Origin of the sequence: Enterococcus sp. AZ149 (genome assembly GCF_051714285.1) — a bacterium.
Classification (GTDB): domain Bacteria; phylum Bacillota; class Bacilli; order Lactobacillales; family Enterococcaceae; genus Enterococcus_D; species Enterococcus_D entomosocium.
On the sequence record NZ_JBIORO010000001.1, the window covers coordinates 1362936 to 1385286 of the forward strand.

Below are 22351 nucleotides of genomic sequence, written 5' to 3' on the forward strand. Positions count from 1 at the left end.
TTAAGATTCCACCACGCAAACGGTGGTTTTTTTAGCTGATATTACGTATAATAGAAGGTAGCGAATTTTGAAATGAGTGTGGAAAACTATGGCCTATCAAGCATTATATCGTGTTTGGCGTTCTCAGCGTTTTGATGATGTTGTCGGACAAAAAGCAATTACCCAAACCTTAAAAAATGCAATCGATCAAAATCAAATCTCGCATGCTTACTTGTTTACGGGCCCTCGAGGAACCGGGAAAACAAGTGCAGCGAAAATTTTTGCCAAAGCCATCAATTGTCCGAACCAAGTCAATGGCGAGCCTTGCAATGAGTGTGACATGTGTCGCTCAATCACAGCAGGAACGCAAGAAGACGTGATCGAAATCGATGCGGCAAGTAACAACGGTGTAGAAGAAATTCGCTTTATTCGTGATCGTGCGAACTATGCACCGACCCAAGCAGAATACAAAGTTTATATCATTGATGAAGTGCACATGCTGTCAACAGGCGCATTTAATGCATTACTAAAAACATTGGAAGAACCACGGAAAAATGTTGTCTTTATTTTGGCAACAACAGAGCCCCATAAGATTCCAGCAACGATTATTTCCCGAACCCAACGATTTGATTTCAAACGGATCAATACGCAAGACATCGTGGGTCATTTGGAAACGGTCCTTACTACTAGCGAGATCAATTACGAAGCAGAAGCTTTACAGATCATTGCGCGAGCCGCAGAAGGCGGTATGCGGGATGCCTTGAGTATCACCGACCAGGCGATCGCTTTTAGTGATGGAACCGTAACGACCCAAGATGCTTTAGAAGTGACGGGCAGCTTGTCCTATGAAATGATGGACCGTCTGATGCAGGCTTGTGGGGAAAAAGAAGTTGCCGATGCGTTAGCGACCTTGCGGGAGTTATTAGCCTCTGGTAAAGAAGCCCGCCGTTTATTGGAAAACTTGTTGGTTTATTGTCGAGACTTGCTGATGTATCAACAAGCGCCGCAGCTGCTATCTGAAAAGTCTCTGCAGTTGACTGAAGCGTTTCAAACACTGGCAAAAATTACCCCGCCAGCAAAAATCTATCACTGGATCACGGTCTTAAACGATACGCAAAATGAAGTACGATTTACGAACAATCCTACGATCTATTTGGAAGTGGCTGTGGTCAAATTAGCCAATGATCCAGAAAGTGCTGCTGTTGCCAGCAATTCAGCTGACAATAGTCAAGAAGTGGCGCAGTTACGTCAAGCACTGCAAAAACTTCAGGCAGAGGTGCAACGACTGCAAGAGAATCGACCGACAGGTGCCGTTGCTGAAACCACCGCGCCAGTGAAGAAAACCAAGGCGACCACTACGTTCCGTTTACCAAAGGAACGCGTGTTCCAAGTGCTGAAAAGTGCAACGAAGAAAGACTTGGCAAATGTTCGTAATGTTTGGGACGATCTTTTGATGTCTCTTTCCGTGACGCAAAGAGCTATGCTGCACTCCAGTGAAGCAAAAGCTGCCAGCGAATCGGGCGTCGTGATCGCTTTTGACTATGAGATCTTATGTCAGCGAGCAAGTAACGACCAAGAGTTTCAATTGATGATCCATAATCAATTGTCCCGTATGATCAAAGACTACGCCCCACAGGCTGTCTTTATTACAAAAGAAAGTTGGCCGACGCTACGACAAGAGTTTTTGGCTGGCGGTCAAGCAACGGAAGAGTCAGAAATTGAAGTAGAGCAAGAAGAGACCGAAGCCGCTCCTGTCGAACCAGAAAATGACGACTTAGTAACAAAAGCGCAAGAGTTATTTGGTGAATTAACCAGCATTGAAGAAAATTAATGAATATGGAGTGATGAATAATGATGCGAGGCATGGGAAATATGCAAGGTATGATGAAACAAATGCAAAAAATGCAAAAAGAAATGATGAAAGAACAAGAAGCACTAAACAGCAAAGAATTTATCGGCGAATCGACAAATGGCTATGTCAAAGCGACCTTTACTGGCGATAAGACGTTACAAGACATTGCTATCAATGAAGCAATCGTTGATGCTGACGATGTGGAAATGCTGCAAGATATGATCATTTTAGCCATCAATGACGGATTAAAGAAAATTGAAAAAGAATCGGAACAAACAATGGGCAAATATACAAGAAACATTCCGGGTCTATAAAAGGAGAAATGACGGTGCAATATCCTGAACCGATCGCCCGATTGATCGACAGTTACATGAAACTGCCGGGAATTGGACAAAAAACCGCAACACGTTTGGCATTTTATACGATTGATATGAAAGAAGAAGTCGTCAATGAGTTTGCTAAATCGTTGCTTAGTGTTAAACGAGATTTGCACTTTTGCAGTATTTGCGGAAATATAACGGAAGAAGATCCTTGTGAAATCTGCAGTGATCCCACAAGAGACAAAGAAACGATTTTAGTAGTTGAAGAGCCTAAAGATGTCATGGCATTAGAAAAAGTCCGCGAGTATCATGGACTTTATCATGTGCTGCATGGCGTGTTATCCCCGATGGAAGGGACAGGTCCAGAAGATATCAACATTGCATCCCTGATACAGCGGCTGCATGATGATCAGGTCAAAGAAGTGATCATTGCGACCAATGCGACCACGGAAGGCGAAGCGACGGCGATGTATATGTCGCGTTTGATCAAGCCTGCCGGTATTAAAGTCACGCGTTTGGCTCATGGCTTATCTGTGGGCAGCGATATTGAATACGCGGATGAAGTGACCTTGCTAAAAGCAGTAGAAGGTCGCCGAGAATTATAAAGATATTGGAGGCAATTAGGGTGAATGGATTGTTTATAACCATCGAAGGACCGGATGGTGCTGGAAAAACCAGTGTGATCGAAGAATTGTATCCTCGGTTACAGCTTGAAGCAACAAGAAAAATCGTTAAAACAAGAGAACCTGGCGGAGTTAAAATCGCTGAAAAAATTCGTAAAATTATTTTAGATCCGCGAAATGAAGAAATGGATGAGCGGACCGAAGCCTTACTTTATGCAGCGGCACGCCGCCAACACTTGATTGAGGTTGTCCTGCCGGCATTGAACGCCGGACACATCGTGATCTGTGACCGCTTTGTTGACAGTTCGCTTGCCTATCAAGGAGCTGGACGTCGCATCGGGATTCCTGAGATCGCACGGATCAACGAGTTTGCGACGGAAGGAACGACCCCTGATTTTACCTTGTATCTAGATGTTGACTCTGATACTGGCTTGCGTCGCATCCAAGAAAATCGTGCACATCAATATGACCGACTAGATTCGGAAGGATTGGAGTTTCATCAACGGGTTCGTCATGCGTATCTAAAGCTAGCGGAAGAAAATCCTGTACGCATTCATAAGATTGATGCTAGAATGGGGTTACAAGAAGTTGTTGAATCCAGCTATTCAGCAATCGTTGAATCGTATCCTGCTTACTTCAAATCAATCTAGGGTAGGTTGGATAACACAAAGGAGATGGTCCCATGAAATTAATTATGGCAATCGTACAAGACAAAGACAGTAATCGTTTGGCAAATGAGTTTATTGATGCCAATATCCGTGCTACAAAATTGTCATCAACGGGTGGTTTTTTAAAGGCTGGTAATAGTACGTTTATCATTGGTATTGAAGATGACCGTGTGCAAGATGCGTTAGAATTGATTAAAAAAACCTGTCAATCAAGAAAGCAATATGTCTCGACACCGATGTCACTAGATATATCCTTAGATGGTCAAGTTCCTTATCCAGTCGAAGTCGAAGTCGGTGGCGCCACCGTATTCGTGCTGCCAGTTGACGGATTCCATCAATATTAAAAAAGGAGCATTTCATGGAGGAGTTATTTCTACAAGAATACCAGCCTCTTGTTTTTGCCCAACTAAAAAAAAGTATCAAGCATGGGCGCATTGCTCATGCTTATCTTTTTGAAGGGGACAAGGGGACTGGCAAGCATGAACTAAGTCTATGGCTCGCAAAACGCCTTTTTTGTGCCAATGTACAAGAAGAAGCGCCATGTGGTGCATGCAGCAATTGTCTACGGATCGCCCAAGGAGAGCATCCTGACGTTATCCAAATTGAACCTGATGGGCAGATGATCAAAGTCGACCAGATTCGACAGCTGCAAGAGGAGTTCTCAAAAAGCGGCTTTGAAAGCCGTTTGAAAATCTTTATTTTGTCTCAAGCTGACAAAATGAACAACAGCGCTGCCAACAGTTTACTAAAGTTTTTAGAAGAACCAGTGGGAAACTTTCTGGCGATCTTAGAAACGGAGAGCCTTGGTCGTATTTTGCCAACCATCCAGTCTCGCTGTCAGATCATTCATTTCTCTCCTTTGTCAAAAGAAAAACTGCAAGAAAAGTTACAAGAAGAGGGACTTTCTAAAGAGACAAGCCGACTTCTAAGCCACTTGACCAATAGTTATCATAAAGCAGTTGAAATCTCGCAAGATGAATGGTTTAATGAAACTAAGGATGCTGTTAAGCGTTGGGTGAATTACCTTTTGAAGAAAGACCCGCAAGCATTTATTTTTGTTCAGAAAAAATTATTGGGTCTAGCAAAAGAAAAAAATCAGCAATCAGAAATCTTTTTGCTCTTGTTATTTTACTTTCAAGAGGAGCGGGATCGATTGTTGGGGCAAGGTTTATGGGGAAAAGAGATCAATCGTGCCATTGAAGCCGCATTGCAAGCACAAAAAAAGTTGCAAGCCAATGTGTCTTTCCAAGGTGTGGCAGAACAATTTTCCGTGAAAATCATCTATGGATAAAACGCAGCAGCCGGAAAAGGAGACCAGAGATGATCGAAGTTGTCGGAGTGCGTTATCATGACGTAGGCCAGATTTATTTTTACACACCGAAAAAACAGACCTATACTATAAATGACCAAGTCATCGTGGAATCACAAGATGCTAAATGTCTTGCCACAGTCGTCACCAAAAGCAGAGAAATGAATGAGAGCGATTTGCCTCAGGTAGTCAAACCTATCTTACGTCGGGCGACGAAGAAAGATTTGGAACAGGCAGCAGCCAATCAAAAGGCGGCAGATGAAGCGTTAAAAATTGGAAAAGAAAAAATCCGCGCACATCAGTTGCCAATGAAACTGATTCGAGTAGCCTATACCTTTGAGCGGACAAAACTGATTTTTTCGTTTACTGCAGAAAGCCGTGTTGACTTTCGCGAATTAGTCAAAGACTTGGCAAGTGAATTTCATACCCGGATTGAACTGCGCCAAATCGGTGTCAGGGATGAAGCGAAGGCACTAGGCGGAGTTGGGCCCTGTGGTCGCAAACTATGCTGTGCGACGTTTTTAGGGGATTTTATCCCTGTATCCATCAAGATGGCTAAAGATCAAGGACTTTCCTTGAATCCTGCGAAAATCTCAGGATTATGCGGTCGTTTGATGTGCTGTCTTAAGTATGAAAGTGAAGAATATGAGCGGGCGAAAAAAGAATTGCCGGATCGCGGCAAGGAAGTTGAAACGCCAGATGGCAAAGGACGTGTGGTTGGGCTGGATCTGTTGAGCCGAGTGATCAAAGTCCGTTTGCATGATCGGCAAACACCAATCGAATATGATTATGAAGAACTAGTGACAAAATAAGTAGGTGACCATAATGAGCATGGACAAACGATCAATATATGACGGATTGAATCAGTTAGAATCGGAGTTGCAAAATTCCTTAAATAATCTAGCGGAAATGAAGCAGTCTTTGCAAGAAATCGTCGAAAAAAATACGACATTAGAATTGGAAAATCAACGCTTACGTGAACACATTCGTGAGTTGAACCAAGTGGCAGATGCACCCGCTGAATCGGTCAAACAAGAACTTTCTAAATCACGAATGAATTTAGAAAAGATTTACGAAGAAGGATTTCATGTTTGTTATGACTTATACGGTTCTCGCAGAGAACATGATGAACCTTGTGCATTTTGTCTAGAAGTGATCTATCGTGAAAGCGGCAAATAACTGACTGACAGTCTAATAGGTTCGTTAGAAAAAAGATCAGTTTCCACTGGTCTTTTTTTCGAAAGGAGCAGTACATGCAAAAGCAACAAAGTTATAAACAAGACTCTGGAAAACTGTATCTTGTTCCGACACCGATCGGGAACTTGGAAGATATGACGGTCCGCTGTGTCAAAATTTTAAAAGAAGCGGACCTGATCGCAAGTGAAGATACTCGCAATACCCAGAAATTGTTGAATCATTTTGAGATCTCGACGCCGCAAAAAAGCTTACATGAACACAATTATAAAGAGCGAGTTCCGCAGTTGGTAGAACAGCTGCAGATGGGCAAGACCATTGCCCAATGCAGCGATGCTGGTATGCCCTCCATCAGTGATCCGGGGCATGAATTAGTCAAGGCCTGTCTAGCTGAAGGAATCGCGGTGATTGCGCTTCCGGGACCTACGGCAGGTTTGACAGCGTTGATTGCTTCAGGTTTATCGCCGCAACCAAATCTCTTTTATGGCTTTTTACCTCGTAAGAAAAAAGAACAAAAACAAGCCTTGAGTGAATTAGTGACCCAGAAAGCAACGATGATTTTTTATGAGTCACCCTATCGAATCGCCGCGACGATTGAAACAATGCTAGAGGTATTTGGTGAACGTCAGGCAGTCATTTGCCGAGAATTGACAAAAATCCATGAAGAATACTTGCGAGGGACCTTTTCTGAATTGATCGACTATTTAGAGCAGCAGCCAATCAAAGGAGAATGCTGTCTGTTGGTGGAAGGCTCTTCTGAAATACATGAAATTGTTTATGAAGGAAGTTACGCAGAACAAGTAGCTGCCTTGATGGAAGAGGCCGAAATGTCCTCAAAAGAAGCAATCAAAGAAGTGGCTAAACGTAATCAAGTAAAGAAACAGCTTGTCTATCAAGCGTATCACCAAATAGAAGAGTAATCATACCGAGACTTCTCTCGGTATTTTTTTTGTTCACACGCTTACTTATGTGATATTACCTAACATATAAAGTCAGCTATTTTCAGAAAATTCATGTTTTTCTCAGAAAAATCTAGATTATTCGAAAATATGGTGTTAGGATAGCTAACATATAGAAAGGGAGGCGTTTAAAATGGATACAGGGAATATTGCATTTATTTTAATTTGTAGCGGTATGGTTTTTCTAATGACTCCAGCATTGGCATTTTTTTATGGAGGATTGGAACGACGCAAAAACATCCTCAATACCATGATGATGGTGATTTGTACGATGGGCTTGGCGTCCGTCCTCTGGGTCGCTCTAGGGTATACATTATCCTTTAGCGGGACAGGATCATTTATTGGCAATTTAGACAAAGTCTTTTTCAATCATGTTTCGATGTCAGAAGGAGAGGGAATTCCAGAAGGGTTGTTTGCTGCCTTTCAAATGATGTTTGCTTTGATCACAACGGCGATTATCACTGGATCAGTCGTTGGAAGAATGCGGTTCTCTGCTATTTTTCTATTTATTGGCTTCTGGCTGGTTTTTGTGTATTTTCCAATGGCGCATATGGTGTGGGGCGGTGGCTTCTTAGATGCGATCGGCTCGATCGACTTTGCAGGAGGCAATGTCGTTCACATCAGTTCGGGAATCAGTGGGCTAGTCTTAGCGATCGTTGTCGGTAAGCGACGAGAATTTCATCAAACCGAATATCGTCCTCATAATATTCCCTTTGTTGTACTAGGTGCCGGTCTTTTATGGTTTGGCTGGTTTGGCTTTAATGCTGGCTCTGCGTTAGCAGCTGATGGTCTAGCGATCCACGCCTTAATGACCACGAATACAGCAGCAGCCAGTGCGATGCTTTCTTGGATGCTGATCGAAAAAATCGTCGTGGGAAAACCGACAATCGTCGGTGCTTGTACAGGTGCAGTGGTGGGCTTAGTTGCCATCACACCAGGGGCGGGGTTTGTCTCCCTTTGGTCTTCCTTTATCATTGGCGCTTTAGTCAGTCCGTTTTGTTACTTCTTTATTTCCGTCATCAAACATCGATTAGGGTTAGATGATGCATTGGATGCCTTTGGTTGTCACGGGGTAGGCGGAATCTTCGGTGGTTTGATGACCGGGATCTTTGCCGATCCCGCTGTTGGCGGACATTCAGGATTGCTTTATGGCGGTGTTGATCTTTTTATCGCACAAGCCGAAAGTATCGTATTTACGATTTTGTTCGCTGGTATCCTATCCTTTGTCATAATTACCTTGATCAAATGGGTGATGCCGATTCGCGTATCTCAGCAAGAAGAAGCGGTGGGGATGGATCGGATCGAACATGATGAAACGGCCTATCCTACCTTTATGGGGTTAGATTCTTAAGAGTGGAGGAGCAGTCATGAAAAAAGTTGAAGCGATTATTCGCCAAGAAAAATTAGAGGAGCTAAAAGCCGCTTTGGATCAATCGGATCTGATCAGTGGGATGACGGTCAGTCAAGTTCTCGGGTGTGGCAATCAAAAAGGGTTAAAAGAGTTTATTCGTGGCCAAGAAGTGATCACGACTCTTTTACCGAAAGTAAATGTCCGCTTTGTTTTGGCAGATGAAAAAGTCGATGCCGTGATTAAGCTGATTGTATCGATCTGTCGGACAGATGAAGTCGGTGATGGCAAAATATTCGTCTACCCTTTGGAAGAAGCGATTCGGATTCGCACCAATGAACGAGGAGAAGCTGCCTTATAGCAGAACTTCTTGGGTCATGAACCGTGCAGCAAAAGTAGCGAACGTTTAGGGAAGGGCCAATGAAAATTGGTCCTTTTTGCGTCTTTGTCTTGATTCCTTGCTTGATAGGGAACTTCTGTTCGTTTATAATAAGAAGCGAGGTGAGCAACGATGTCGGAACTGCAATTTCCCTTAAAAAATGATACGAGCCGCAAAATTATTCATATTGATATGGATGCTTTTTTTGCTTCGGTGGAAGAACGGGATGATCCTGAGCTGGCCAAGCATCCCCTTGTCATTGCCCGTCACCCAAGTGATACCGGCGGCCGAGGAGTGGTCACGACAGCGAATTATCTGGCGCGACAATATGGCATCCATTCGGCAATGAGCGCACAAAAAGCCTACGAGCTTTGTCCGCAAGCGATTTTTAAACCGGGGAATCATCAAAAGTATCGTGAAGTGTCCCAGCAAGTCAGAGAAATTTTTCACCGATACACCGACATCATCGAACCAGTTTCAATTGATGAAGCGTATCTGGACGTCACAGTGAACAAAATCAACTGTCCTTCAGCAATTAAGATCGCTCGTCTGATTCAGCGAGACATCTGGCATGAGACCCATTTGACTTGTTCGGCAGGCGTCAGTTACAACAAGTTTTTGGCAAAATTGTCCTCGGATTATCATAAACCACGAGGGTTAACAGTGGTGATGCCGGATGAGGCAGTGGCCTTTTTACAACAACTACCCATCGATAAATTTCATGGGATCGGGAAGAAAACTGTCCCCAGGATGCATGAGTTAGGCATTTTTACAGGAGCAGATCTATACGCTTGGAGTGAGATGGCGTTGATCCGCGAATTTGGCAAAATGGGGTATTCTTTGTATCGTAAAGTTAGAGGAATCCATGATTCACCAGTCAGTGTGACCAGAGAACGAAAATCAGTCGGTAAGGAGCATACATACGGCAATCCATTAACGAGTGAAGAACAAGTCTTAAGTCAATTACGCGCCATCGCAGAAGAAGTTGAGAGATCACTAAAGCGCACACAGAAACATGGCAAAACAGTCGTGTTGAAAGTCCGTTACAGTGATTACTCTACGATCACTAAACGAGTGACTTTGCCGATTTACGTTCATAAAAAAGAACAGTTATTTTCGGAAGCCAGTCTCATTTGGGAAGAGATTTTAGGTCTTGAAAAAGGCATTCGTCTTTTGGGAGTCACCGTCACAAATCTCGATCCTCTGACCTATGAAAATATCGTACTGCCTTTATGGCAAACATCTGACGATCAGTAGACCTAAAAAGGAGGACCAATATGACGATCTATCAAGTATATGAAACGATGATTGCTTTGGCTGATGAAGAACGAAGTGAAAAAATGGCCGCCTATATGCGGCATCAGTTTGAGTTTTTAGGCATCCCTACACCGTTGCGCCGTCAGCAGGAAAAAGCAGCCTTTAAAGTAGCAAAACAAATGAAACGAATCGATTGGGAATTTATCGATCAATGTTGGCAAAGCAGCTATCGGGAACACCAGTACCTTGCGATTGATTATTTAGTGGCGCTGGAGCCCTTTTTATCAGCCGTTGATCTAGGAAAAATTGAACAGTTAGTCATAACGAAATCTTGGTGGGATAGCGTGGACGCACTAAGTGAGGTCGTCAGAAAGCTTGTTCGCCGACTGCCAGCGTTAAAGGCTGAGATGCTTCGTTGGAGTCTTGAGGATAATCTTTGGCTACGGCGAGTGGCGATTCTTCACCAATTGTTGCAAAAAGAACAGATGGATCGACCATTCCTTGAAGAGATCCTTGTCAACAATTTGGGGAGTTCTGAATTCTTTATCAACAAAGCCATTGGCTGGAGCTTGCGAGACTATGCCAAGACGAATCCTCTGTGGGTCCAAGATTTTCTTCTACGCCATCAAAAAAGTCTGGCGCCTTTGACGGTTCGTGAAGCAAGTAAGTACCTTTAAAAAGCTTGGTCACTGATTTTTATATAACAAAAAAAACACCGTGCATCATCTTTGAAGGAAGATGTGGTGACCCCAAAAGTTCGATTTTTTGGTCTAACTTTTGGGGTCATCTCAAGATGCACGGTGTTTTGAGTCGTTAAATTTGTTTTTTGATTTGTTCGTAACTTGCTTCAGCATCTTTGCACTTTGCCCAGATAACCGCTTTTCCTTGTTCTCGAGATGCAGCAAGATCAATGATTCGTTGATTGCTGCTACCACGAAACTGCAAGTTTAGGTTTCGCTTGCTGAGTTCAAAACGGCCGTCCACCAAAATATCAATTTTGGATAAAAGTTCTAGTTTGTCAGGGGTCTCCAAGAGCAGTTCTTCGTAAGTGTAGCCTGACCAGCTCCAAATGTCCTTGCTATGACCAAATTCGGCGCGAACGCGATCAACAACTTTCAGACAGACCGTCGTGTTCAAGAAAGGTTCGCCGCCTAGGAGGGTCAGTCCTTGAACATAGTCATGTCGCAGATCCTCAATGATTCGATCCTCTAGCTCTTGGGTAAAAGGTGTGCCGTAGCGAAAGTTTTGGACGGCTTTGTTGAAACAGCCTTCACAAGCAAACAGGCAGCCGCTCACATATAAACTATTTCGGATGCCTTCACCGTCCACAAAGTTGAAGGCTTTGTAATCAGCGATATAATTTTGACTGTACTCGTTTGCTTTCCATTCTTGGGGCTTAGGATTTCTCATAAGAAAACTTCTTTCTATTGTGAATTACAGGGGTTGTTGGATAAAAGGAGTGTAGAAGAAATCTAACACTCCTTTTATGATTATTCTTGCAAATGTTTGACCCGAGCAGAGATTTCTTTGTGACGACCGTTGACCATCGGGCGAGCTTGAGGATTTCCAAGATACCCGCAGGTTCTTTTGACAACATCACAACTTTTTGGATCGTGATTGCCACATTGTGGACATTCAAAGCCTCGTTCGGTTGGATTAAAGTCTCCTTCATATCCGCACTCGTAACAGTGGTCGATAGGGGTATTTGTTCCAAGATAAGCGACCCGATCATATGCGTAATCCCAAACTGCTTCTAACGCTTTTGGATTTTGCTGCAAGACTGGATATTCACAGTAATGAATAAAGCCACCAGAACAGTATTTTGGATAGTCCTTTTCAAAATCAAGTTTCTCAAATGGTGTCGGATTTTTCCGCACATCATAGTGGAAGCTATTGGTATAATATTCTTTGTCGGTAATATTTTCAACTTCACCGAATTTTTCGGTATCTAAGCGACAGAAACGATCGGTCAAGCTTTCACTAGGGGTCGAGTACACACTGAAATGATAGCCGTATTCATCGCCCCAGGCATCGGCATGAGCTTTCAATTCTTTCACGATCGCCATCGTAAAGGCCTTTGCTTCTGGGTCTTGTTCCCAAGTTCCACCGTAAAAAGCCGAAGCAGCTTCGTATAAACCAATGTAACCAAGCGAAACAGTGGCACGTTTGTTTTTGAATAATTCGTTGACATTGTCTTTGCGATCCAAACGTTCACCGAAAGCCCCATACATATAAAGGATCGGCGCATTGGCGGGACTCGCTTCTTTACAGCGTTCCACTCGATAGACAAGGGCATCTTTAACGATTTGCAGACGGTCCTCCAGCAGTGACCAGAATTTTTCTTGATCGCCATTTGCTTCTAAGGCGATCCGTGGAATATTCAATGTCACGACACCTAGATTCATCCGACCGACATTGATTTCTTCACCACGTTCGTTTTTCCAGCCTTGCAAGAAAGAACGACAGCCCATCGGCACTTTAAAGCTGCCAGTCAATTCAACCAATTTATCATAATTCAAAATATCCGGATACATCCGTTTAGTGGCACATTCTAAAGCCAGTTCTTTAATATCATAGTTCGGATCGGTAGGTGCCAAGTTGACCCCACGGCGAATACTAAAAATCAATTTCGGGAAAATAGCAGTACGCTTTTCACTGCCTAACCCGTTGATGCGAATTTGGAGAATCGCTCGTTGAATTTCCCGTTCGAACCAGTTGGTTCCTAAACCAAAGCCAAGGGAAGTAAACGGCGTTTGTCCGTTAGAGGTGAATAACGTATTGATTTCGTATTCTAGACTTTGCATTGCATCGTAGATATCTTTGCGGGTTTTGCTCTTCGCGTAAGCTTCCCGACGTTCGGGTGTCTCAATCCATTCTTCGGCATCTTTTAAATGTTTTTGGTAATTCAACTCAGCAAAAGGAGCCAATAATTCATCTGTTCGATCAGCAGAACAGCCACCATATTGACTCGATGCTACATTTGCAATGATTTGTGAGATTTGAGCGGTGGCCGTTTGGATCGATTTTGGCGATTCCACTTCGGCGTTCCCAATTTTAAACCCATTATTTAGCATGCCTTTAAAATCGATTAGGCAGCAGTTAGTCATTGGGGTATATGGATGATAATCCAAGTCATGGTAATGAATGTCGCCTTTTTGGTGGGCATTTGCCACGTGAGGAGGCAGCATTTTCAAACCAATCGATTTTCCTACGATCCCAGCGGTCAAATCACGTTGTGTGTTGAACACGTTACTATCCTTATTGGCATTTTCATTGACGACCGATTGATCTTTATTCATCAATTTATTGATCGTAAAGTTGATGTCTGTTGCTTTGCTGCGTTCGAAATCACGATGGGTCCGGTAGTTGATATATTCTTCAGCCAAGGCATACTCGTTCTTTGCTAACAAGATATGCTCGACGATATTTTGGATCTCATAGATTTTTACATTTGTACGAAAACGTTCCGCGATCTCGTGATCGACACTGTCAACGATCTCGGTGATTTTTTCGTGGTCGATGGGAGAAAGCTCACCGTTGATTTTTCTCAGGGCTTTCACTAACGCATCATAAATTTTTTGATCATCAAAATCGACAAGCCGTCCATCACGTTTTACGATTTTTAACTGACGCAAAGCGGACTGTCTTTCCAACCCTTGCTCAGGATTTCTCTTAATGTTCATCATTTCTACCACTCCTTATCTTCCACAATATAATAAAACAAATTGTAGAAATGAGCAACTATATATAGTAGTCGAAAAGGGTTTGTGTTTTGGATATACACAATATATGGTGTATATTCATTTAGGTGTTTCCGAGAAAACTTGATAAGATTAAGGATTTGGTTGTTCCATGTTTCACATAATGAATAAAAACTTTTTTAAATTTATTTTTTCTCTGTTTTGAAGCAGAAGTATTCATTGATAAAGTATGCTACCATAAGGAGAGAATTTTTTTAAAGGAGGGTTCTGTGTGAAAAATATGATCGATGTGAAGCATCTGACAAAAAGTTACGGCACCCGTTTCAATCAAACCAAAGTATTAGATAACCTTTCTTTTGCAGTGGATCAAGGAGAATTTGTTGGGGTCATGGGGCCAAGCGGTGCTGGGAAAACGACCTTGATGAATCTTTTGTCTTCAATCATGCGACCTAGCTTAGGCTCGATCTATATCGATGGCAAAGACATTACCCGAATGTCGGAAAAAGCCCTCAGCGATTTTCGCCGTCAGCAGATTGGCTTCATCTTTCAAGATTTTAATCTTTTAGAGACATTGACAGCCAGAGACAATATTTTGCTGCCTTTAGCGATTGATCGCTTGCCCGTGAAGGAAACCCAAGTACGTATCGAGGAGACGGCCAATTTGTTAGGGATCGAACACTTGTTGGATCGCTACCCAGAAGAATTGTCTGTAGGGCAAAAACAAAGGGTCGCTGCTGCTCGGGCGATCATCAGTCGTCCGGCGGTCCTTTTTGCTGATGAACCCACGGGAGCCCTTGATTCAAAAGCGGCAACAGAATTGTTACGGTATTTAGCGCAAATCAATCAACAAGAAAAAACGACGATCTTGATGGTCACCCACGATCCTTTTACCGCCAGCTACTGCAATCGGATTCTGTTCATTCGCGATGGTGTCTTCTTTGCGGAAGTTGTCAAAAAAGGCAGCCGTCAGGAATTTTTCGAAAAAATCATCGATATGCAGGCTACGATTGGAGGCGGTCCGCGCCATGTTGTTTAAAATCGGCTGGCGGAGTTTTTTGCGGCAGTTTCGCAATTATATGGTGTATTTTATTTGTATGATGACCGCCGTGATGATTTTTTATTCCTTTAACGCCTTGATGAATGATCGTCTGCTGAATCAACGGGTCCAGCAAGACATCCGCATTGAAGGGGTTTTAGGATTCGGCAGCAGTGTGGTTGCCTTTGTCGTCTTGTTTTTTATGCTGAGTGCCAATCATTTTTTTCTTAGTCAGCGACAAAAAGAAATCAGTGTTTACCAGCTTTTGGGGTTGCGGCAAGGTCGTCTTGCTTGGCTGTTGCTACGGGAAACGTTTTTACTAAATTTTTTCTCTCTAGTGACCGGTATCTTTATGGGAATTATTTTTTCAAAATTCTTCTCAATGATTTTGATTCGGGCGATGGGCCTAAATTTGACCAGTCATTTCTTTAATTCACCGCAATCGATTTTTTCGACGGTCTTTGTCTTTATCGCCGCAATGATTATATTGAGTATTCAAGTGATCCTTTTTGTTTGGCGTACCCCAATGAGTGAATTGATCAAGACCGAATACCGCTTACCGATCAAAAAAATGAAAATGACTCCGTTTCGTACATTGATGGGGGTCCTAGGTCTGATTTTACTTGGGGTAGGGTATTATCTGTCATTGACCCTAAGGGAAACATGGACCAACTATATCACGTATACGCAAGATTTTTCAGCGATTCTATGGATCCCTTTACTGATTCTATTTTGCTGTATAACGGCAACCTATCTCTTTTTTGATTGTTCCTTGCCAGCACTGTTGTATTTTTTGAGTAAACCAAAAAAACGCCTTATCAAAGGGGCGAAGTTGATTGCTTACAATAACGTGCGTGCTTACTTGCAAAGGACGTGGAAAAGCTACGCCCTTTTGACGATTATCACTGCAATCGCGATTTCATTGATAGGGGGAACAATGGGGGTCATCTCTTTGAATTACCAAGCAACGAACCGTATCTATCCAACTTCCTTTCAGGTGTCAGGAGAGCAGGCAGGGGCCTTGCGTACCCTTTTAGAAAAGTCGGATGTGCCAATTACAGCGGAACAAGCAATTCCCTACAAAATGACCAATATGACGGTGCAGACACGCTACCTAGGAGAGTTGCAAGATGAAAGTGTCGAAAATATGATGGTGAATCTGGTGGCACTTTCGGATTATCAGCGTCTGCGAAAACTGGTTCCGGGTGCTCCTGAGATTCGACTGAGTACTGATAAGCAAGCTGTACTTTTTGACAGTCAATACGACGTAACTCGCTCATTTATCACATATCGCGATGAAGTCAAAGTCGGCAGTCAGCATAATTTTAAACTCATTCAAGCCGAACAAGATTATTTTGGTGATAGTGCTTTACGCTATTCTTTACCCAATGTCCTTGTCATTCAAGATGAGGCGTACCAACAAATCAAAGGATTCACCTATACCATTGCTTATTTACAGACCGAAAAGGTGCAAACAGACGCGCTGACACAGTTGTTGGATGAAGAGCTGCCAATCGAGTGGGCGCATCCATTGACCTATGAATTTAGCGACGACCAAAAAAACGTACGCTTTTATCCAGAGACCGCTCGGGATTCAAGTAGTGATAGTGGTCAGACGACCGCATATCGGCTAACGTTAGCCAATCGCTTTACAACAATGCGCGGGGTGCGACGACAAGCAGGAATCATTTTGTTCGTATCGCTATTTGTTGGGGTGATCGTTTTGATCACCACGTCTAGTAGTTTGATCGTTCGGCAATTTTCTAACACGGAGCGGGAAAAGTACAATTACCGACTATTGACAAAATTAGGCTACACCCGTAATGAAGTGCGCAAGTTGGTGTACTGGCAAAACATTTGGATTTTTATGCCTGGCACCTTATTGGCGATTTTGCATGCGGTATTTGCCATCAATACTTTCACACAGATCATCGATAGTCCCGGGTATTGGGTTGCTCATTTGTTTGCAGCAGTGGCAGCAGTCGTCTATCTGTTTGCCTATTTGATTACCGTCAAGCTGTGTCTGCGGATTATTGAAACTTGATCTATTTATACGATAAAACGATTCTAGGAAACTAGGAGCGTTTTTTCATTTAACCAATCTTTTTGTATTTCCCTCTGGCACCAGATTAAGAGAATGGTATAATCATAATCAATGAGACAAAGGAGGAAGCAAGATGGAGAAAAAAGAAGAACAGCTTTTAATAGACCTAACGACTGCACGTGGGGTTCCTGGGAATGAGGAGGAAGTGCGTGAAGTCTTTAAAGAATATGCCAAAGACTTTGCTGAAGATATCTTTTTTGATGGTTTAGGAAGTGTCATTGCGAAACATGTTGGTGATGGCGGCGGTCCGAAAATTTTTATTTCGGGACATATGGATGAAGTCGGCTTTATGGTAACGAAAATTACGGAAAAAGGCTTTATCGAATTTCAAACCCTTGGGGGCTGGTGGGGGCAAGTGATGCTGGCACAGCAAGTGGAGATCAAAACCAATGATGGCAAATTGATCCACGGTGTCGTCGGCTCAAAACCACCCCATGTGTTGAGTCCAGAGACTCGAAACAAACCTTACGATATCAAAGATATGTTCATCGATATCGGCGCGTCAAGCGAAGAGGAAGCCAAAGGCTGGGGCATCCGTCCTGGAGACATGATCACCCCCTATATCCAATACAAACGGATGAACGACAGCAAATTTTTGCTAGCCAAAGCATGGGACAATCGAATTGGTACGGCGGTATCACTACGGGTATTAGAAACCTTGGCAGCCGAAGGACATCCAAACTGCTTGTTTGCCGGCAGTGACGTGATGGAAGAAGTTGGACTACGAGGTGCGCGAACAAGCACTCACTTAGTGAATCCTGATATCGCTATCGCCCTAGATACTGGTACCGCTGGGGACACACCTGGAATGACACCAAAAGAAGCGGATTCTGTGTTAGGCAAAGGCCCACAAGTCTTGATTTTCGATGCTTCCATGATTCCTCACAAGAAATTATTGGATTTTGTGATCGATGTCGCCGAAGAGATGGAAATTCCTTTCCAATATACCGTGATCACTGGTGGGGGAACCGATGCTGGTCAAATGCATTTGACTCGTGATGGGGTTCCTTCGATCGCTATTACTGTGCCAGTTCGTTACCTGCATTCTCATACTTCTGTCATTCATGAGGATGACTACTTCAATACAGTCAAGCTTGTAACGGAAGTGGTTCGCCGCTTAGACGATAAGACCGTTAAAGCATTGCGCAGTTATTAAGGTGAGTCTATGAGATCAAATACAATGATTCGAGAGACGGCTAAAAACTCCTTGCGCGGATTCTGGGGAACGTTCGTCTTAAGTATTTTAGCAACGGTTGCGGTACAAGCGGTGGTCAGCTCGCTTTTTAGTAGTATTGGGACTTCTTTTGGTGCAAACAATGCAGAGAGCTGGATCGATCTGATCTTGGACAATTTTGTCTTCTTTGCTTTTTCAGTAGCATTGAGTATTATGGCACTCTATCTGGTTCGTGGCAGAGGAATCCAGGTGGCGGATATTTTTCTCGTCTTTGATAAGCGTCTGTATGTACCGTTTTTGCTACTAAATTTAGTGAGCGCGCTTTTAAATTATCTTTTGAGTTTTGCGATTTTCTTGCCGCAATTTGTCTTATCAGGCCTTAATCAATATTTGGGCTTGGTATTCAATTTTAATCGGGGAATTTCTATTGATGTATCGATGTTTAACGGTTCGATCGCTTTTGTTATTGGGACGATTCTCTCCATCATCTTGTTCTTCTTTTTGTCGCAAGTCGTTACTGGTGTGATCCAATTAGCAATCTATCTACGCTATGATCAGCCGGAATTAGGGGTTCTTCAGTCTATCAAAGTAGCCTTTGCTCTCTTGCGACCGCATCTGGGGCAATACATTTGGCTGCAGTTATCACTGATTGGTTGGTTTATTCTGGGTTTCTTGGCGCTTTTGATCGGGATGTTGTGGGCAAACGCCTATGCGTATGCGGTCAACGCAGCATTCTATGAAGAATTGATCAATGAACAACGAGCGCTGATCAGATAAGCAAAAAAAGACGACGTACCATTGGAATGGTTCCTTAAGGATAGAGTTGAACACTCATTCAAGGGATTCATCAATAGACGTCGTTTTTTTCTCATTTTCTTGATCCTTTTTCGCAAAAAAAATGGTCAGATTTTAGTCAAATCAGCTGAGATGTGATAGCATAAAAGAAGTAGAAAATCAGCTGGAGCCAAAGAGGAGGAAACACATGTGAAAATAACTGTCTTAGGTTGTTTAGGTGCCTATCCGTATAATGGTGAAGGGACTACTGGCTATTTAGTAGAGTCAGATGGCTTTCATTTGCTGCTTGATGCGGGAAGTACCACCTTGGTCCAATTAGAAAAGATCCTTGATCCCTTAGACTTAGATGCAGTGATTTTGACACATTACCATCACGATCATATTGCGGATCTGGGGGTATTACAATACTATTGGCAATTATATCCCGAAAACGAAGAACGGCAGGTTTTGCCGATCTACGGTCATGGGGAGGACAAGGTTCATTTTGAAAGTCTGACGATGCCGGGAGTGACCCAAGGATTTGATTACCTTCAGTCTGAGTCGTTGGAATTGGGCCCGTTCACCATTACCTTTATGAAAACGATCCATCCAGTCACTTGCTATGCCATGCGATTTGTTGAGAAAAGTACGGGCAAGGTCTTTGTTTTTACTGGAGACTCTGGCTATTTAGAATCTTTCGTTCCGTTTGCTGAAGGGGCTGACTTATTCTTGGCAGATACCTATCTTTTTGCAGGAAATGAGCGGCACAAGGCTCATTTTACTTCAAAAGAAGCAGGGGAGATCGCCCATGCAGCGCAGGTGAAAAAATTAATGTTGACGCATTTGCCGCAACACGGTGACTTAGAACAGTTACGAGAAGAGGCTGCGCTAGCTGCCAATGGAATCCCTGTTGAGTTGGCGGCTGTTCAAAAAATAGTAGAAATCATCTAATTAGGAGGAACGAATAGTATGCTTTTTGTACCGAATGAACTGAACGACCCACGCATCAATTTAGCCATCGAGATTTTTCTTCTTCAAGAAATGAAAGTGGATGAACCAATCTTACTTTTTTACATTAATGAACCATCGATTATCATTGGACGCAATCAAAATACGATCGAAGAGATCAATAAGGAATATGTGGATGAACATGGGATTCATGTCGTTCGTCGTTTCAGCGGCGGCGGTGCAGTCTATCATGATTTCGGAAACTTGAATTTCAGCTTTATTATGCCTGACGATGGCAATTCTTTCAGAGATTTTGAAAAACTGACCAAACCAATCGTCCAAGCCTTGCATGAGATGGGTGTTGAAGGGGCGCAACTAAAAGGGCGCAACGACCTTGTGATCAATGACATGAAGTTTTCTGGGAATGCGATGTACGCAACGAATGGCCGGATGTTTGCTCATGGGACGATCATGTTTGACAGTGACATCAATGAAGTGGTCAACGCCTTGAAAGTCCGCAAAGACAAAATCGAATCAAAAGGCATCAAATCGATCCGCTCAAGAGTGACCAACATCAAACCATTCTTGCCAAAAGAGAAGCAAGACATGACGACTGAAGAGTTCCGTCAAGAAATCTTATTGAAGATTTTTGGTGTCGATTCCGTGGAAGAAGTCAAAACCTATGAACTGACTGAAGAGGATTGGGTCAAGATCAATGAGATTTCAGATAAGTATTATCGCAACTGGGATTGGAATTACGGTAAATCTCCAGCTTTTGATATTGAACGCCGTCATCGCTTCCCAATCGGCTCCATCGAAGTTCGTTTGAATGTGGCAGAAGGAAAAATCACGGATGCCAAAATCTTTGGCGACTTTTTCGGACTAGGGGACATTGCAGATGTCGAACAAGCCCTGATCGGTACTCGTTATGCCAAGGAAGATTTGGCACAAGTCATCGCCAACATTGATGTTAAAAAATATTTTGGCAACATCACGCCTGAAGATTTTCTTTCATTGATTTATTAATCAAAAAACGAAGCAGCCTTTTCAATCTGGCTGCTTCGTTTTTTCTATTAGTATGCGCGGGCGATCCAAACGGTATGCTTGGCAGGTTTGCCACTGACGATATCGACTGTTTTTTCCATTGGTGCTTCAAACGGAATGTTTCGGGTAGTAAAGCCGGTTTCTTCTTTGATTTTCGCTTCCGTTTCTTCCGAGCCGTCCCAACCGATCAAAACAAAGCCAGTCACTTTGTCTTCTTGTTTGCACGTTTCGATATGGGCTTTTAGTTCATCCAATGTATCGATGTTGGTGTACTCATTATCTTTGTTACGTTCCTTCGCAGCTGCCAATAAGCGTGGGGTCATTGCTTGCAGTTCTTGATCAACGAAGGCTTCCAAGTCCTCAAGGGCGACTGTTTGCTTGTCAGCCAAGTCGCGGACTTTGACCATCACTTTGCCAGCTTCTAAATCTCTTGGGCCACATTCGATTCGCAAGCAAGCGCCTTTTAGTTCCCATTCATTGAACTTATAGCCAGGTGAGTTATCAGAATCATCCAATCGAACACGAATGCCCTTGGCTTTAAAGTTGGCATACAGTTCTTCTAATTTTTCTAAGATGGCTGGATTCTTTTTCCATGGACCGACTGGTAACAACACAACTTGGGTTGGTGCAATGGTTGGTGGGAAAACTAACCCATTTTCATCGCCATGGGTCATGATCAAGGCCCCCAACAAGCGGGTAGAGACACCCCAAGAGGTTGTGTGGGCATGGACATGCTTGTTTTCTTTCGTTAAATACGTAATATCAAATGCTTCAGCAAATTTTGTCCCCATGTAGTGGCTGGTTCCTGCTTGGACTGCTTTGCCGTCTTTCATCATCGCTTCGATCGAATAAGTATCAACTGCTCCAGCAAAACGCTCAGAAGGGGTTTTTTGTCCGCGATAAACAGGGATCGCTAGGAATTCTTCGCAAAGGCGGGCATATTCATCCAAGATTTTCATGGTGCGTTGACGTGCATCTTCTTCGTTTTCATGAGCGGTATGGCCTTCTTGCCATAAAAACTCTGAGGTACGCAAGAAAGGCAATGTTTTCTTTTCCCAACGAAAGACGTTTGCCCATTGATTGATTTCATAAGGCAGGTCACGGTAGGAGTTGATCCAATCAGAAAAGGCAGAGCCAATCATGGTTTCTGAGGTTGGACGCAAGGCCAAAGGTTCTTCCAATTTTTCATTGCCGACTTCTGTGACCCATGGCAATTCAGGCGCAAAACCTTCAATATGATCGGCTTCTTTCATAAAGAAATTTTGCGGAATCAGCATTGGGAAGTACGCATTGCGAATGCCCTCTTTTTTCAAGAATCGATTGAACTCTTCTTGGATATGCTCCCAAAGTTCGAAGCCGTCAGGACGGAAAATAATGGAGCCTTTCACTGGGGAGTAAGCCATCAATTCGGCTTTTTGGATCGTTTGGATATACCATTCTGTAAAATCATTTTTTTGTGTCATTCTTTTTCCTCCTTAAAAAAATAAAAAAGCATCTCGTCCTAAAAAAGGACGAAATGCTTGGATTTCGCGGTACCACCTTTGTTGATTATCTATCGGGATAATCCAACTCGTAAAGGATAAGGCCTTTCCACCGACCGTTTTGCGGTCATTGCCATTGGGTAGGTTCATTTTATCAGTGGGTGTCGATTTTTCAGCTGCCATCGACTCTCTAAGACCATC

The 22351-nt window shown here is 43.1% G+C and carries 22 protein-coding genes and 1 other annotated feature (1 of these 23 running past the window's edge); of the genes, 19 read left to right on the forward strand and 3 right to left on the reverse strand.

The annotated features are described in order from the left end of the window. Positions 1-88: 88 nt before the first annotated feature. The 13 genes from dnaX to IGI94_RS06465 all read left to right on the forward strand — a co-directional run bounded on the left by dnaX (position 89) and on the right by IGI94_RS06465 (position 10565). Positions 89-1810 carry a DNA polymerase III subunit gamma/tau gene (gene dnaX, locus IGI94_RS06405; protein WP_016621226.1) on the forward strand — a complete coding sequence of 574 codons (1722 nt, stop codon included), beginning with the start codon at positions 89-91 and terminating at the stop codon, positions 1808-1810. Between the two features lie 20 nt (positions 1811-1830). Further along, positions 1831-2145: a YbaB/EbfC family nucleoid-associated protein gene (locus IGI94_RS06410; protein WP_005236633.1), complete on the forward strand. Its 315-nt coding sequence runs from the start codon at positions 1831-1833 to the stop codon at positions 2143-2145. A 14-nt stretch (positions 2146-2159) separates the two neighbouring features. Next, complete coding sequence (recR, locus tag IGI94_RS06415) at positions 2160-2756, forward strand: recombination mediator RecR (protein WP_005229813.1); 597 nt, start codon at positions 2160-2162, stop codon at positions 2754-2756. Positions 2757-2776: 20 nt separating this feature from the next. Then, positions 2777-3424, forward strand: a complete 648-nt coding sequence (gene tmk, locus IGI94_RS06420; protein ID WP_005229815.1) for a dTMP kinase — start codon at positions 2777-2779, stop codon at positions 3422-3424. Positions 3425-3456: 32 nt separating this feature from the next. Next, positions 3457-3786: a cyclic-di-AMP receptor gene (locus tag IGI94_RS06425; protein WP_005229817.1), complete on the forward strand. Its 330-nt coding sequence runs from the start codon at positions 3457-3459 to the stop codon at positions 3784-3786. Between the two features lie 14 nt (positions 3787-3800). Then, positions 3801-4733, forward strand: a complete 933-nt coding sequence (gene holB, locus IGI94_RS06430; RefSeq protein WP_005236622.1) for a DNA polymerase III subunit delta' — start codon at positions 3801-3803, stop codon at positions 4731-4733. 29 nt (positions 4734-4762) lie between these two features. After that, complete coding sequence (locus IGI94_RS06435) at positions 4763-5563, forward strand: PSP1 domain-containing protein (RefSeq protein ID WP_005236620.1); 801 nt, start codon at positions 4763-4765, stop codon at positions 5561-5563. A 19-nt stretch (positions 5564-5582) separates the two neighbouring features. Then, a complete protein-coding gene (locus IGI94_RS06440) occupies positions 5583-5930 on the forward strand; it encodes a DNA replication initiation control protein YabA (RefSeq protein WP_077452675.1) in 348 nt (115 codons plus the stop codon). Positions 5931-6004: 74 nt separating this feature from the next. Beyond that, on the forward strand, positions 6005-6865 hold the full coding sequence (rsmI, locus tag IGI94_RS06445) for a 16S rRNA (cytidine(1402)-2'-O)-methyltransferase (RefSeq protein WP_218193143.1): 861 nt from the start codon (positions 6005-6007) through the stop codon (positions 6863-6865). A gap of 172 nt (positions 6866-7037) precedes the next feature. After that, positions 7038-8255 (forward strand): ammonium transporter, encoded by a 1218-nt coding sequence (locus tag IGI94_RS06450; RefSeq protein ID WP_005236611.1) that lies wholly within the window; start codon positions 7038-7040, stop codon positions 8253-8255. A gap of 16 nt (positions 8256-8271) precedes the next feature. Beyond that, on the forward strand, positions 8272-8613 hold the full coding sequence (locus IGI94_RS06455; protein ID WP_429947528.1) for a P-II family nitrogen regulator: 342 nt from the start codon (positions 8272-8274) through the stop codon (positions 8611-8613). Positions 8614-8763: 150 nt separating this feature from the next. Beyond that, positions 8764-9888 carry a DNA polymerase IV gene (dinB, locus tag IGI94_RS06460; RefSeq protein ID WP_244733482.1) on the forward strand — a complete coding sequence of 375 codons (1125 nt, stop codon included), beginning with the start codon at positions 8764-8766 and terminating at the stop codon, positions 9886-9888. 20 nt (positions 9889-9908) lie between these two features. Next, the gene (locus IGI94_RS06465) at positions 9909-10565 is read left to right on the forward strand and encodes a DNA alkylation repair protein (protein WP_244733483.1); all 657 of its coding nucleotides are present in this window, start codon (positions 9909-9911) and stop codon (positions 10563-10565) included. Between the two features lie 136 nt (positions 10566-10701). Here IGI94_RS06465 and nrdG read toward each other — a convergent pair whose 3' ends face one another. Then, complete coding sequence (nrdG, locus tag IGI94_RS06470) at positions 10702-11298, reverse strand: anaerobic ribonucleoside-triphosphate reductase activating protein (protein WP_005236608.1); 597 nt, start codon at positions 11296-11298, stop codon at positions 10702-10704. A gap of 80 nt (positions 11299-11378) precedes the next feature. Beyond that, positions 11379-13574: an anaerobic ribonucleoside-triphosphate reductase gene (gene nrdD, locus IGI94_RS06475; RefSeq protein WP_005236607.1), complete on the reverse strand. Its 2196-nt coding sequence runs from the start codon at positions 13572-13574 to the stop codon at positions 11379-11381. Between the two features lie 286 nt (positions 13575-13860). Here nrdD and IGI94_RS06480 point away from each other — a divergent pair, with 286 nt between their 5' ends. The 6 genes from IGI94_RS06480 to IGI94_RS06505 all read left to right on the forward strand — a co-directional run bounded on the left by IGI94_RS06480 (position 13861) and on the right by IGI94_RS06505 (position 20651). After that, positions 13861-14625, forward strand: coding sequence for an ABC transporter ATP-binding protein (locus IGI94_RS06480; protein WP_005236606.1), 765 nt, complete (start codon positions 13861-13863; stop codon positions 14623-14625). After that, a complete protein-coding gene (locus tag IGI94_RS06485; protein ID WP_005236604.1) occupies positions 14615-16669 on the forward strand; it encodes an FtsX-like permease family protein in 2055 nt (684 codons plus the stop codon). The genes IGI94_RS06480 and IGI94_RS06485 overlap by 11 nt, the downstream gene beginning before the upstream one ends. A 133-nt stretch (positions 16670-16802) precedes the next feature. Beyond that, the gene (locus IGI94_RS06490) at positions 16803-17885 is read left to right on the forward strand and encodes a M42 family metallopeptidase (RefSeq protein ID WP_005236602.1); all 1083 of its coding nucleotides are present in this window, start codon (positions 16803-16805) and stop codon (positions 17883-17885) included. A 9-nt stretch (positions 17886-17894) separates the two neighbouring features. Continuing rightward, complete coding sequence (locus IGI94_RS06495) at positions 17895-18680, forward strand: DUF975 family protein (protein WP_253271647.1); 786 nt, start codon at positions 17895-17897, stop codon at positions 18678-18680. A 207-nt stretch (positions 18681-18887) separates the two neighbouring features. Continuing rightward, complete coding sequence (locus tag IGI94_RS06500) at positions 18888-19628, forward strand: MBL fold metallo-hydrolase (RefSeq protein WP_438899559.1); 741 nt, start codon at positions 18888-18890, stop codon at positions 19626-19628. Positions 19629-19646: 18 nt separating this feature from the next. Next, positions 19647-20651: a lipoate--protein ligase gene (locus tag IGI94_RS06505; protein ID WP_005236575.1), complete on the forward strand. Its 1005-nt coding sequence runs from the start codon at positions 19647-19649 to the stop codon at positions 20649-20651. Between the two features lie 47 nt (positions 20652-20698). On the opposite strand, the gene proS is transcribed toward IGI94_RS06505, so the two are convergent. After that, positions 20699-22132, reverse strand: coding sequence for a proline--tRNA ligase (proS, locus tag IGI94_RS06510; RefSeq protein ID WP_005236573.1), 1434 nt, complete (start codon positions 22130-22132; stop codon positions 20699-20701). A gap of 41 nt (positions 22133-22173) precedes the next feature. Beyond that, positions 22174-22351: a binding site (T-box leader), on the reverse strand; it runs 27 nt beyond the window's last position.